The organism is Actinomadura meridiana, assembly GCF_039537545.1.
In the GTDB taxonomy this organism is placed as follows: Bacteria; Actinomycetota; Actinomycetes; order Streptosporangiales; family Streptosporangiaceae; genus Spirillospora; species Spirillospora meridiana.
Map to the genome: position 1 here is coordinate 303,841 of NZ_BAABAS010000001.1, position 13,461 is coordinate 317,301.

At 73.3% G+C, this 13,461-nt stretch carries 10 protein-coding genes; 4 read left to right on the forward strand and 6 right to left on the reverse strand.

Going from position 1 to position 13,461, the window contains the following annotated elements; all coding sequences use genetic code 11:
• The first annotated feature begins 181 nt into the window (after positions 1 to 181).
• Positions 182 to 781 carry a flavin reductase family protein gene (locus ABD808_RS01440; RefSeq protein ID WP_344888267.1) on the forward strand — a complete coding sequence of 200 codons (600 nt, stop codon included), beginning with the start codon at positions 182 to 184 and terminating at the stop codon, positions 779 to 781.
• A 39-nt stretch (positions 782 to 820) separates the two neighbouring features.
• Here the strand turns inward: ABD808_RS01440 and ABD808_RS01445 are convergent, their stop codons facing one another.
• The 6 genes from ABD808_RS01445 to ABD808_RS01470 form a co-directional block, all read right to left on the reverse strand.
• The gene (locus ABD808_RS01445) at positions 821 to 3,478 is read right to left on the reverse strand and encodes an AAA family ATPase (protein WP_344888270.1); all 2,658 of its coding nucleotides are present in this window, start codon (positions 3,476 to 3,478) and stop codon (positions 821 to 823) included.
• Positions 3,479 to 3,650: 172 nt separating this feature from the next.
• Positions 3,651 to 4,688 (reverse strand): MupA/Atu3671 family FMN-dependent luciferase-like monooxygenase, encoded by a 1,038-nt coding sequence (locus tag ABD808_RS01450; RefSeq protein ID WP_344888273.1) that lies wholly within the window; start codon positions 4,686 to 4,688, stop codon positions 3,651 to 3,653.
• 310 nt (positions 4,689 to 4,998) lie between these two features.
• Positions 4,999 to 6,564, reverse strand: coding sequence for an MFS transporter (locus ABD808_RS01455; protein WP_344888276.1), 1,566 nt, complete (start codon positions 6,562 to 6,564; stop codon positions 4,999 to 5,001).
• A gap of 114 nt (positions 6,565 to 6,678) precedes the next feature.
• Positions 6,679 to 7,287, reverse strand: a complete 609-nt coding sequence (locus ABD808_RS01460; protein WP_344888279.1) for a TetR/AcrR family transcriptional regulator — start codon at positions 7,285 to 7,287, stop codon at positions 6,679 to 6,681.
• Positions 7,288 to 7,322: 35 nt separating this feature from the next.
• Positions 7,323 to 8,114 carry an SDR family NAD(P)-dependent oxidoreductase gene (locus ABD808_RS01465; RefSeq protein WP_344888282.1) on the reverse strand — a complete coding sequence of 264 codons (792 nt, stop codon included), beginning with the start codon at positions 8,112 to 8,114 and terminating at the stop codon, positions 7,323 to 7,325.
• Entirely contained in the window at positions 8,111 to 8,413 is a 303-nt protein-coding gene (locus ABD808_RS01470; RefSeq protein ID WP_344888285.1) for a hypothetical protein, read from the reverse strand. The genes ABD808_RS01465 and ABD808_RS01470 overlap by 4 nt, the downstream gene beginning before the upstream one ends.
• Positions 8,414 to 8,641: 228 nt before the next feature.
• On the opposite strand from ABD808_RS01470, the gene ABD808_RS01475 reads away from it, so the two are divergent.
• From ABD808_RS01475 to ABD808_RS01485, 3 genes are read left to right on the forward strand one after another with little or no spacing between them, the layout of a single operon-like run.
• Positions 8,642 to 9,460 (forward strand): hypothetical protein, encoded by an 819-nt coding sequence (locus ABD808_RS01475; RefSeq protein WP_344888288.1) that lies wholly within the window; start codon positions 8,642 to 8,644, stop codon positions 9,458 to 9,460.
• Positions 9,457 to 12,588, forward strand: a complete 3,132-nt coding sequence (locus ABD808_RS01480) for a non-ribosomal peptide synthetase (RefSeq protein ID WP_344888291.1) — start codon at positions 9,457 to 9,459, stop codon at positions 12,586 to 12,588. Before ABD808_RS01475 ends, ABD808_RS01480 begins: the two co-directional genes overlap by 4 nt.
• A gap of 25 nt (positions 12,589 to 12,613) precedes the next feature.
• Complete coding sequence (locus ABD808_RS01485; protein ID WP_344888294.1) at positions 12,614 to 13,381, forward strand: AfsR/SARP family transcriptional regulator; 768 nt, start codon at positions 12,614 to 12,616, stop codon at positions 13,379 to 13,381.
• The last annotated feature ends 80 nt before the right edge of the window (positions 13,382 to 13,461 follow it).

A 13,461-nucleotide genomic window follows, 5' to 3' on the forward strand; every position in this document is an offset into this window, starting at 1 on the left:
CGTGGCCCCTACGCAAGTCGGCGGGCGCCGGACCCCTTAGGGGGTGCGGGCGTGTGGTGGAGAGCACAGAACAGGGGTTTGCAGGCGGCGGTGCGCACGTGAGAATTCCCGCAACGGCCCGACTGCGTGAGGGGGAACAGTGCAGGTGGGGAGCGAGACGTGGCCTCCAAGGCTGCGCCCGGTGGCCGGGCAGCGGGGGCTGCGCGACGTCTTCGGAAACTTTCCCAGCGGGGTGGTCGGGCTCTGCGCGCTCGACCCGGACGGGTCCGTCGCGGGCATGGCGGTCAGCTCGTTCACCTCGGTGTCGCTGGACCCGCCGCTCGTGTCGGTCTGCGTGGCCGACTCGTCGCGGACGTGGCAGCGGGTGCGCGGCGCCCGCACCGTCGGGCTGAGCGTCCTCGGGGAGCGTGACGGGGCGCTCTGCCGGGCGCTCGCCGGTCCGGCGGACAGCCGGTTCGACGGCGTCGACTGGACGGCGGGCGACGGCGACGCGGTGTTCCTGCGCGGCGCGGTCGCCTGGCTGGAGTGCGCCGTCGCCGCGGTCGTGCCCGCGGGCGACCATGTGATCGTCCTGCTGGAGGTGCGGGCGGCGAGCACCGTCCCGTGGGAGCGGCCGCTGGTCTTCCAAGGCGGCAGGTTCTGGACGCTCAGCGAGGGCGGCGGCCGGCTCGTCGACCGGCTCGACGGCGCGCTGCTGGACGAGATGGTGGGCCTCGCCCAGCACGGGGACGTCGCGCGGGTGCTGGCGCTCCCGCGCTGGCAGGTCTGGCGGACGGGCTGACCCGCGAGGGGCGAGGGGAGGACGGTCGGACGGTCGGGGTCAGGCGGGGGTGCCGAGGGCCTTGGCGAGATTGGGGCGGCGGGACACGTTGAGCTTGCGGTAGACGCGGGTGAGGTGCTGCTCGACGGTGCTGACCGTGATGAACAGCTCGCTGGCGATCTGCCGGTTGGAGAAGCCCGCCGCCGCCAGCGAGGCGACACGCTGCTCGGCGTCGCTCAGCTCCGTGGTGGGGCTGGCGATCCGCAGCGGCTTCTCCCCGCCGTCGCGGTCCGGGGCGCCGCCGGGCAGCGCCGCGGCGAGCGGCTCCAGCCCGCACTTCTTGATCAGCGGGCGGGCGCTCCGGGCGGCGTCGCGGGCGCCGTCCTCGTCGCCGAGCGCCGTCCGGGCGAGGCTCAGCTCGGTGAGGGTGGTGGCCAGCCCGACGCGGTCGGTCGTCCCCTCCAGGGCGGAGACGGCCTCGGCGAGCAGGGCGGCCCGTTCGTCCGGGGCGGCGAGCTCGGCCAGCACCCGCAGCGAGGCGCCGCGGGTCCGGGCGTCCCAGGACATGGTCCGCGCCATCTGCTCCTCCACGAGCGTGCGGGCCCGGTCGGTGCGGCCGAGGCGCAGGGAGGCGCGGGCCGCCTCGCCGCGCCAGGGGACGAGCGCGGGCTGGTCGTTGCCCCAGTCGCGCATCAGGTCGCCGCAGGAGCCGAAGTCGGCGAGCGCGGTCCGATGCTGCCCGATCGCGGCGTGGTAGTGGCCGCGCGCGAACATGTAGTAGAGGCCCGGCAGTGTCTCGAACATGCCGTCGGGCAGCGGGACCCGCAGGAACTTGGCCGCCTCGTCGTAGCGGCCGCGGGCGGTGGCGATCTGGATCGAGCTGGACAGCGGCAGGCCGAGCGCCATCCCCCAGCTCCGGTTGGACAGCAGGGCCAGGGAGCGCTGCGCGTGCCCCTCGGCGGCCCGCAGGTCGCCGCGCCGCACGTCGATGATCGAGCTGGTGGTGGACAGCAGCGCCTGCCAGGTCAGCGATCCGCGCCGCTCGGCCGCCTTCAGCAGGATGTCGATCCACGCCGCGGCGTGGTCCAGCCCCTCGGTGTAGACGAGGACGGCCAGCGCGGTGAGGGCGGGCACCAGGACGGAGTCGTCCAGGCGGGTGCTGAGCAGCACCTGCTCGGCCGCGATGAGCAGGTCGTCGTCCATCTCGCCGCCCGTGATCACCGCGACCTCGACGGAACGGTCGTCGGGCGGCGCGCCGCCGAGGTCGGCCAGCAGCGTCGGATACAGCCAGGAGCGGAACCGGGACGCCCAGCCGGTCGCCGCCAGCCGGTCGGTGCCGCCGGTGAGCAGCGCGCGTGCCTGCTCCCGCCGGCCGTGCCACAGCAGGTAGGTGACCAGGTCCTCGGTCTGGCGGTCGGTCAGTCGCCCGGCCGCCGCGGCGGCCCGCAGCTCGGGCAGCAGCCGGACGACCTGGAGCGGGTCGACCTGCCATTCGGTGCTGGCCAGCTCCGCGGTGAGCTGGGCCTCGTCCCCGTCGTGCGCGCTCGCGGCCTGGCGGGCCAGCCGCAGGTAGCGGATGGCGCTGGTGAAGTCGCCGTCGTGCTGCTCGTGGTCGGCGGCCTGGCGGAGCACGTCGATCATCCAGCCGGCGCCGACCGTGCCCGCCTCGGCCAGCGGGCGGGCCACCCGCGCGGCGGGCTCTCCGTCCTCGCGCAGCGCGCGGGCCGCGTGCAGGTGCATCGTGGCGCGCTCGCGGGCGGGGACCTTGGCGTACAGGGCCTCGCGGGCGGCCTCGTCGCGGAAGCCGCCGTCCTCCAGGAGGCCGATCGTCTCCAGGCTCTGTAGCGCCAGCGCGATGTCGGCCGGGTCGGCGTCGAGCATCCGGCCGAGCAGGGCGGGCGTGGGCGTGGCGTCCCCGCCGAGCACGGCGACGGCCCGCGCGCAGTCCACGACCGCGGGATGGGCGCGGTGCAGGCACTGCCAGACGGCCTGGACGTAGTCGTTGCCCGCCACCGCGTGCGGCCTGGCCGGGCGGGCGGCGCGGGCGTCGGCGACCAGGGCGTCGAGCAGCAGCGGGTTGCCGCCGCTCAGCCGGTTGAACGACTCCAGGCAGTCGTCCGGGACGGCGGCGCCGAGCCCGCGGGTCACGATCCCGGCCACCGCGGGCGCGGCCAGCGGCCGCAGCCGGATGTGCCGGCAGTGCGGCTGGCTGCGCAGCTCGGCGGTGAAGGACGCGCGCTCGTCCAGCGAGCAGGACGACAGGGTCAGCACGACCACGATCGGCGACGTCTCCAGCCGGCGGGTGAGGTGGAGGAGGGAGCGCAGCACCGCCTCGTCGGCGTGGTGGACGTCGTCCACGCCGATGACCACGGGCGCCTCGGCGGCGAGCTCGTGCACCGGCTTCCACATGCGGTGCAGCGCCGAGCTGGACGGGGCCGGGTCGCCGTCCGCGGGGAGCTGCGCCGGCGGCCCGGACGCGGCGGGCAGCCGTGGGTGTCGTGCTAACTGCCCGAACAGCTCCGGAACACCGTTCTCGGTGCGCGCCGCGGTGGCGCTGATGAACACCGCCCCCTGCTTCTTCGCATGGTCGGCGAACGTCCGCAGCAGGGTCGTCTTGCCGTAACCGGTGGGCCCAGTGATCACCGCCACTCGGCCCCTGCCCTCCAAGCTCGCGGAGAGAAGGGCGGACAGCACGGCCAATTCCGCTTCACGTTCCACGTTCAAGTCACCCCCGTGGTGGCATGAGAACAACTGGAGTTGTCGTTCTGCGGGGATTGACGCTGAGTCTCTCACCGGCTCGGCGGGACCGGCAAGGACGGCCGCCCTCGGATCGGGAGGTACCCTCCGGCGGGTGGTGGGGCGGCCAGGTATCATTTGCCGCCCGCGCGAATCAGCGGTGCTGCCGCCGCACCTCGTCGAGCCGTGCCAGCCCGTCGAGCGCCACGTCGGTGTCGAGCCCGAAGTCGATGAGGCACGCGAGGTCGTCCACGCCGATGTCGGCGAGGGTGGTGACCATCTTCGCCGCGTCCTGGACGGTGCCGAACAGTCCTCCGGTGTCGAAGTAGCGGTCGAACGAGCGGGCGACGAGGAAGTCCAGGTCGGCCGGGGTCAGCCGGTCCAGGTCGATGCCCGGCATGTCGGCGCTGATCGCCCGCGCGAACAGCCCGATGGAGCTTCGCAGGTACGCGCTGAACGGGTCGCGCACCAGCTCCCTGACCTCGTCGCGGTCGGTGCCGATGTAGGTGTGCAGCATCAGCGCGACCGTGCCGCGGTCGCCGCCGTGGTGCGCGGCGTGCGCGTCACGGTAGACGCCGATCTTGCCGGCCAGCGTGTCCAGGTCCTGTCCCAGCAGGTGGGTGAGGATGCCGACGCCCAGCTCACCGGCCTTGCGGAAGGTCTCCTCGGAGCCCGCGCTGGTGAGCCAGACGGGCAGCTCCGGCTGCACCGGCGGCGGGTAGATCCGCACCGCCGAGGTGGCACCGCTGCCGTCGGTGAACTCCAGCTCCTCCTGCCGCCACAGCCGCCGCACGGCGTCCACGGTGTCGATCAGCACCCGCTTGCTGTCGCGGAAGTTCTCCGCCCGCAGCGTGAAGTCGACGGCGTTCCACCCGGACGCGAAGGAGATGCCGACCCTGCCCCCGGACAGGTTGTCGACGACCGACCATTCCTCGGCGATGCGCACGGGGTGGTGCAGGGGCGCGACGACGCTGCCCGCGCGGATCGCGACGCGCTCGGTGATGGTGGCGAGGGCCGCCGAGGTCACCGCCGGGTTCGGGTAGAGCCCGCCGAAGGAATGGAAATGACGCTCCGGTGTCCAGATCGCCGTGAAATCGTTCGCGTCGGCGAACCTGGCCCCCTCCAAAAGGAGCTGATATCTGTTCTCTGCGGCGATTCCGGTGTCGGCGAAATAGAACAGACCGAAGTCCACGGCTATGCCCCCTTGAAGATGGATCGCTATTTTCCGACCGGCCGCCCGTGATTATCGGCTGCCGAATCGAGCGCTTCTCACTCGCCGCTTCGCAAGATAACTCGTCGATCGACTCGACGAACCCCTATGCCACCCCCTATCCGGGACCGCGGTACCCCCTATTAGCGCTCGGTCGATTGTTGTGGTGCTGCTCGACATATTTCTGTTCACGCTCATTCACGTTTCGGTCACCGGCGGCGTCCGGCGGCGAATCGGCCGGACCGCCCGGGCGGGCGGTCCGGCCGATTCCGGAGCGGCGGACCCGTCGGGGTCAGTCCGCGACGCCGGTGCCCAGGCGCGCGTCCTGCGGGTCGTCGGAGGCCGCTCCGGTGTGGGCCGCGGCCGGGCTCTTCTGGCCGCGGGGCATGAGCAGGATGGTGATCGCGGCGCCCAGCAGCGCCACACAGCCGCTGGTGATCGCGGCCGCCCCCATGCCCGTGCCGAACGCGTCGGTGGCCTGGGCGGCGAGCTGCTGGCCGTTCTGGCCGAGCCGCGCGGTCGTGGCGAGCGCGCTGCCCAGCGAGTCGCGCACCTGCGACCGGTCGTCGGCCGACAGCCCGGCGAGCGACGGCAGCGCGCCCTGGTAGGCCGAGGTCATCGCGGTGCCGAGCACCGCGACGCCGATGGCGCCGCCGACCTGTAGGGCAGTGTCGTTGACGGCGGACGCCGTGCCGGCCTGGCGCGAGGGCGCGTTGGAGAGGATGCCGTCCACCGACGGCGGGATGGAAAGGCCGATGCCGAAGCCCATGACGGCCAGGCTGACCAGCACCGTCGTCTCGGCGGTGACGTCGGCGGTGGACAGCGCGAACGCGCCCGCCGCGATGATCAGCAAGCCGGTGATGATGGTCAGCTTGTCGCCGATGGCCTTGACCACGTAGGGCGCCAGCGGCGAGGAGATGATCAGCGTGCAGATCGCGAGGATGCGCAGCCCGGACGACAGCGGGTCGTGGTGCCGGGCGATCTGGAAGTACTGGGTGAGGACGAACAGGCTGCCGAACAGCGCGAACGCCTGGCAGGTCAGGGCGGCGGCGGAGCCGCTGAAGCGGCGGTTGGCGAACAGCGACAACGGCAGCATCGGGGTGCCGGTGCGCGCCTCCCAGGCCACGAACGCGACGAGCAGCACCACGCCGGCGATCAGCCCGACCAGGGGCTGCGCGCCCGTCCAGCCGTGCACCGGGACCTCGATCAGCCCGTAGACCAGCAGGACGAGCCCCGCGACGGCGAGCACCGCGCCCACCGGGTCGAGCCGGTTCGGCCGCTCCGTGCGCCAGTAGGGGATCAGCAGCATCCCGGCGGCCAGCGCGATCGCCACGACCGGCACGTTGATCAGGAAGATCGAGCCCCACCAGAAGTGGTCCAGCAGCAGCCCGCCGATCACCGGGCCGAGGGGGATGCCGATCCCGGCGGCGCCCGACCAGACGCCGATGGCCTTGGCCTGCTCCTCGGGCGGGAAGATGTGCTTGATGATCGCCAGGGTGGCGGGCATCACCATCGCTGAGCCGAGCCCCATCCCGGCGCGGAAGCCGATCAGGGTGGCGGGCGTCCCGGCGAACGCGGCGGCGACGGAGAAGCCGAGGATCAGCACCAGCCCGCCGAGCAGCATCGGTTTGTGCCCGAGACGGTCGCCGAGGGTGCCGGCGAGCAGCAGCAGCCCGCCGAAGGTCAGCGTGTACGCGTCGACCGACCATTGCATCTCCCCGACGGTGGCGCCGAGATCACTCTGGATCTTCGGCACCGCCATGGCGATCACCAGGGCGTCGAGCCCGCTGATCACGAGGCAGAGACTGAGGGTGGCCAGGGTCAGCCATCGGCGTCGATAAACGGTGGCGGCATCCATGACTGGCGGATCTCCTGACGGACGTTAGTGCGGGATTCGTTTGGTCGTTCGGGTCGTTCGGCCGTTCGGTGGTGCTGACGTGCATGGTGCTGACGTGCATGTCGTGCATGTCGTTCACGGCGTCCCAGCGGGCACGGGTTCGGGGGTGCCGAGCCCGCGGACGGTCAACTCCACCAACTGGCGCAGCCGCCGGTGCAGCTGGTCGGGCGTGCCGTCGGCCTGGCTGATCCCGACGACCGCGTCCAGCAGCAGGTCGGCGCACTCGTAGGCGGTCATGCCGGGGGCGAGCTGGTCAGGCCCGCCGGTCGCGGCGGCGAGCAGGTCCGCGACGAGGGCCGCGAACCGGTTCTTGAACGACAGCATCAGGTCGGGGGCGATCACCCCGGCCTCGGTGAGCAGCTCGGCCCGGTGCCCGGCGCCGACCGAGCCGAGCACCGTCCGCAGCTTGATCGCCAGGGCCGCGTACAGCTGGTCGGCCAGCGAGCCCTCGGCCGCGGCCGCCTCCCGCGCGCTGCGCAGCACCTCGTCGAGCATGTGGGTGCCCATCGCGCGGAAGACGTCCTCGCGCCCGCTGAAGTGCTGGTACAGCGCGGGCCGCGAGATGCCCGCCGCCTTGGCGATCATTTCCATGGACGTGCGCCGGTAGCCGTAGCGGCCGAAGACCGTCATGGCCGCGGTGAGGATCTCGACGCGTCTGTCCTCGGCCGGCTTCTTGCGTGTCATAGTGACATCCTGACGTCAGAATGTCACTATGTCAATCATCGTCCGGCGGCGGCCGGGATCCGCAGGCCGCGCAGCCCGCCGTCGATCACGTGCACCGTGCCGGTGGTGGCCGCCGACAACGGCCCGGCCAGGTGGCAGATCGCCTCGGCGACCTCGTCGGCGGTGATCAGCCGCCCGTTGGGCTGCCGCGCGTGCACCGCCGCCAGGGCCGCCTCCGGGTCGGGCGCGGCCGCGAGCTCGCGGCGCACCCACGGGGTGTCGACCGGGCCGGGCGCCACGCAGTTCACCCGGATCCCCTCGGCCAGCAGGTCGGCGGCCATCGACAGGGTCAGCGAGTACACCGCGCCCTTGGACGCGCCGTAGACGGCCCCGCCCGGCATCCCCACCAGCGCGGTGATCGAGCAGGTATTGACGATCGCCGGGTTCCGCCCGGCCCCGGCCGACTCGCGCAGCCACGGCATGGCCGCCCGGCTGACCCGGACGAGCCCGAGGACGTTCACCTCGAAGACCCGCCGCCACTCGTCGAGACCGTTGTCCTCGAACGAGCCCCTGGCGAGCGTCCCGGCGTGGTTGACCAGGACGTCGATGCCCCCGAGCCGCTCGGCCGCGGTGCCGACGGCCGCCGCGACGCCGTCGTCGGCGAGGTCGCCGCGCACCCCTATTAGGGGGTCGGCGGCGGCGGACGGGTCGAGGTCCACACAGGCGACCTCGGCGCCGCGCGCGGCCAGCGTGCGCGCGGTGGCGAGGCCGATGCCCGAGCCGCCGCCGGTCACCACCGCCGTCGCCCCGGCGAACGGGCGGGCGTGGTCGAGAGCGGCGGCGGTCATGTCCGCCGGCCGGTCACGGGGAAGCTGCCGAAGATCCCGGCCTTGGTCTTGCCGGTCATCTCGTCGCCCGCGACCTGGACGGTGAACGTCAGCGTGATCCGCATCGGCTTGCGCACCTTGAGCTTCCAGGACGCGGTGTCGCCGTCGAGCGTCCCGCCGATGATCTCCGGGACCACCTCGCGGCCCTCGGCCGACCCGGTGCCGGTCAGCCCGTCGTCGTCCGCCTTAATGTCGAAATCGAACTCCTGCTTTCCCATGGCGCTGTCGAGAGTCAGATGCCAGGTGCCGTCGACGCCCATTCTCTCCCCTTAATTCATGCTCGTTCCAGGCGGACTGAATTGAGTCCGGCAGGACGGAGCGTAGGTGCGCCGGGGGAGGTGGCAGAAGCCCCTACTGGCCCCTACCGGTGCGACAGGACGTCAAATCGCGGCAGGCTGCGACGTGGATAGGGGTTCCGGTTCGCGGAACCGGATGCGAGCCTTGAGCTCGATTTCACGCATGCCAATCGGATTAAATCAAGAGGGGACATGGAACATCCTGCGGCGTACAACGTCCTTCGGGGTTCCACCACGGGGGACCTCATTCTCGCATCCGACTTCTCCGCCACCACGGGCCGAACCGTGGGATCCTTCAGCGACCTGATCCCCAAGGTCGAGACCGGCTGCGCCGTCTGGGAGACCGCGCCGCCCGACCCCGCCGACAAGACGGCGCGCGACCACCTGGACCGCTGGACCGCCGACGTTCGCGCGTCGGGGCACAGGGTGACCGCCGTGCTGGGCTACTGCGTCGGCAGCGTGTTCGCGGCGGGCCTCGCGGCGCGCGTCGCCACCTGGCAGGACGCCCCGCGGCTGATCGTGTTCGACCCGGAGCGTCCGCACCCGGAGCTGCTGCACCGGCACTACTACGACGCGATCGGCGCGCTGGCCGGGTTCATGGGGCCGGGCCGCCCCGCCACGGCCCGCGCCGACGGCGACCGAGCCCTACGTGACATATCTAACATGCCGGATCTGGCCGTCACGCTGAGCGATCTGGTCGTCGCCTACGGCGAACCGGCCCTCACCGGTGTCGGGCTCGCCGCCGACCGCACCGCCGAGCTGCTCGGCGGCTTCCGCGCCTTCCTGTCCTACCTGGTGTCGGCCGCCGAGCTCGACCCGCGCGAGGGCTGGGCCACCGCGACCGCCATCACCTCGGCGACCCCGAACAACGGCCTCAACACCCTGCCGCCCGGCGAACGGGACGGCACCGTCGCGCGGGAGGTCGTCTTCGACCTGCCGCACGCCGAACTGCTGCGCGACGCGAACGTCGTCGCGACCGTCAGCGACCTGCTCGGGGAGGTGGACCGGTGACCGCGCCCGTCCAGAACGCGCCCGCCGCACGACCCGCCACCGTCCGGGAGGAGGCGCTGTGGCTCCTCGACCGGATGGTCCCGGGTGTGCCCAACAACCTGGTTTTCGCCTTCCGCACCAAGGGACGGCTCTCGCCGCCCGCCGTCCGCGCCGCGCTCGCGGCGCTCCTGCGCCGCCACGAGTCGCTGCGCACCGGCTACCGCGCCGAGGGCGCGAAGCTGACCCGCACGGTCCTGCCCGTGGAGGCGGCCGACCCCCCCGAGGTGGCTCGGCTGGCGTCCACGGGGGGCGAACCGGAGGACGAGTTCGCGCCGTTCGTCGCGCGGCCCTTCGAGATGACCGGCGCGCCAATGCTGCGGGCGGGCCTGCTGGCCGGGCCGGACGGCGACGCCCTGTGCTTCGTCGTCCACCACCTGGTCTTCGACGCCACGTCCATCCCGGTGTTCGTCGAGGAGTTCGCCGCCGCCTACGAGTGCCTGGCCGCCGGGCGCCCGCTCCCACCGGAGCTGGCCGCCGTGGCGCCCGCGCTGCCCGACCCGCCGGTCCGGGCGGAGAGCGAGGAGTACTGGCGGAAGCGGTTGGCCGGGTACGCCGCCGCGCCCGCCGCGCTGCGCTGCGGGCGCGCCGACGTCCCGGCGCCGACGCTGGCCGGTGACCACCTGGTCCGGGCGCTGCCGGAGTCCGCGGTCGCGGCCGTCCGCCGTCTCCAGCGCACGGTCCGCGCGCCGGAGACGGTCGTGCTGCTGGCGGCCTACCTGCTGATGCTCGACGCGCACGGCGCCGGGCCCGACCTCGTCGTCGGCGTCCCTGCCGACATCCGGCCGCGGGACGCGTCCCGCGCGATCGGCTACCACATCAACGTGCTGCCCCTGCGGATGCGGCTGGACCCGGGCGAGAGCGTCCGGGACTTCGTGCGCCGCACCCGCGACGGGTACTTCGACGCGTTGACGCGCGCCGACGTCCCGGTCGACGAGCTGACCCGCCGCACCCGCCGCACCCGCGACACCTGGCGGAACACGCTCTTCCAGCACGCCTTCAACTATGTGAAGGGCTTCGGCGTCCCGGCGTTCGCGCTGGCCGGCACCAAGGCCGAACCGCTGCACCTGGAGAACGGCTCGGCGAAGTTCGACCTGGAGTTCTTCGTCATGTCCGCCCCGGACGGCATCCGAATCCGCGCGGTCTACCGCTCGGAGCTGTTCGACCGGGACGACGTCGAGCTGATGTTCGAGCGCTTCGAGCACCTGCTGCTCGCGCTGGAGCGCGACCCGGACGCCGCCGTCGGCGCCCTGCGGGCGTGGGGCGAGCGCGACCGGTCCGTCATCGGCGCGGCCAACGACACCGCCGCGGCCGACGCCCCCGCCGTGCTCACCTCCGTGCACGCCCGTGCCGCCGCCGACCCGGCGGCGACCGCCCTGGTCGACGGCGACCGCGTGGTCACCAGGGGCGGGCTCTGGACGGGCGCGCTCGCGGTCCGCGACGCGCTGGACGGCGTCGGGCCGGGCGACATCGTCGCGGTCGCGGCCCCCCGCGGCCCCGAACTGGCGGCGGCCGTCCTGGGCGTGTGGCTGACGGGCGCCGCCTACCTGCCGCTCGACCCCGACCACCCCGCCTCCCGGCTCGCCTACCAGGTCGACGACTCCGGCGCCGGGACGCTGCTGTGGTCGGGGAAGCGGCCGGACGTCGAGATCCGGCGCGCGGTGGAGGTGCCGCCGGTCCCGGCGACGGGCACGCCCGGCCCCGCCCCGGACGAGGCCCCGGACGCCCTCGCCTACCTGATGTACACCTCGGGTTCGACGGGACGCCCGAAGGGCACCCTCGTCGGCCGCCGCGCGCTGGCGAACCTCGTCGCGCACTTCGCGGACGAGCTCGGCACGGGCGACGGCCACGCGGTGGTCTGGCTGACCACGTTCGCCTTCGACATCTCCGGCCTCGAACTGCTGGTGCCGCTCGCCTCGGGCGGTCGCGTCGTGGTCGCGCCCGACGAGGCGCGGCTGAACGGCCGGGTCCTCGCCGACCTCGTCACCCGGCACCGGGCCGACGCCGTCCAGGCGACGCCCACCACCTGGCGGGCCGTGCTGGACGACGCGGGCCGGGCCCTCGCCGGACGGCAGGCGCTGTGCGGCGGCGAACCGCTGCCGCCCGAGCTGGCCCGCCGCCTCCTCGACACCGGCTGCGAGCTGCACCACGTCTACGGCCCGACCGAGACGACGATCTGGTCGACGTCGGCGGCGCCGGTCGGCCCCGTCGACCGGCAGGTGGACGTGGGCCGCCCCATCCGCGACACCCGCGTCCACGTCCTGGACGACCGGGACCGGGAGCTGCCGATCGGCGTGCGGGGCGAGCTGTGCGTCGCCGGCGCCGGGCTCGCCGACGGCTACCACGGCCGTCCCGAGCTGACCGCCGAGCGCTTCCCCGACGTCCCCGGCCTCGGCCGCGTCTACCGCACGGGCGACACCGCCTTCTGGCGCGCGGACGGCAGCCTCGTCCTGCTCGGCCGCGGCGACCGGCAGATCAAGCTGCGCGGCAACCGGATCGAGCTGGGCGAGGTCGAGGCGACGCTCGCCGAGCACCCCGCCGTGCGCGCGGCGGCCGTCGTCCTGCACGGCGACCCGAGCGAGGACGGAAGGCTGGTCGCCTTCGTCACCGCGACCGGGACGCCGCCGGAGCCCGAGGAGCTGTGGCGGTGGGCGGGCGAGCGGATGCCGCGCTCGATGGTCCCCGCGCGGTTCACGGTGGTCGAAGCGTTCCCGACGACCGCCAACGACAAGGTCGACTATCCGGCGCTCACACGGCTCGCGGGGCAGGAGGAGGCGGCGGCGGCCCGTCCGGCCGCCGCGCGTTCGGACGCGGGCGACGCGGGCGACGCGGGCGACGCGGGCGACGACGAGCTGGTGACGGAGCTGCTCCGGCTGTGGCACGACCTGCTCGGCGTGCCCGACCCGGAGCCCGGCACCAACTTCTTCCTCAGCGGCGGCGACTCGCTTCAGGGCGCGCTGCTCGGCCAGCGGGTCGAGGAGCTGACGTCGGTGGGACTGCCGCTCGCCGAGATCTTCGGACATCCGACGCCCCTGGCTCTGGCCGCCCGCGTGCGGTCCGAGCTCGCCAAGCAGGACCCGGCGCACGAGTGACCGGATCCGGTGGAGGAGACGACGCATGAAGTACCAGGTTCTGGGGCCGGTCCGGCTGGTGGACGGCGGTACCTCGCACATCATCCGGGCCCAGAAGATCGAGACCGCCCTCGCCGCGCTGCTGGTCTGCCCGAACCGGGTGGTGTCGACCAAGCAGCTGATCAGTGAGATCTGGGACGAGGAGCCGCCGCTCCGGGCGGTCGCGGCCCTGCACGTCTACATCTCGCAGCTCCGCAAGCTGCTGTCGCGGTTCGGCGCGCCCGCCGGACCGATCGTCACCCAGGCGCCCGGCTACCTGCTGCGCGTCGACCCCGCCGACGTCGACTACCTGGTGTTCCAGGAGCACGTCAGGACGGGCCGGACGCTGCTCATGCGGGAGCGCTGCGAGGACGCCAAGGCGGTGTTCGAGCGCGCTCTCGGCCTGTGGCGCGGGCCCATGCTGAGCGGCCTCACGCTCGGCCCGGTCGGCCGCAGCCTCGTCGCCCGGGTCGAGGAGACCCGGGTGGAGTGCCTGGAGATGGACGTGGAGGCCAGGCTGATACTCGGCCGCCACCGCGAGGTGGTGAGCCCCCTGTACGGGCTGATCAACGACTATCCGCTCAACGAGGTCTTCTACGAGCAGCTCATGCGCGCCCTGTACGGATCGGACCGCCGCGCCGACGCGCTGGGCGTCTACCGCATGGCGTGGGAGACCCTCGACCGGGAGTTGGGCCTCGAACCGGGGCGCAAGCTCCGTGAGGTCCAGCGGACGATCCTGGCGCGCGACGCCGGAAGGGTCCGTGTCGCCGGCTGACCGCCTTCCTGTGGGAGTGGGCCGTGGGCCCGGGGAGATCCCCGGGCCCACGGCCTTTTCCTCGCTCATCTCGTTCAGTG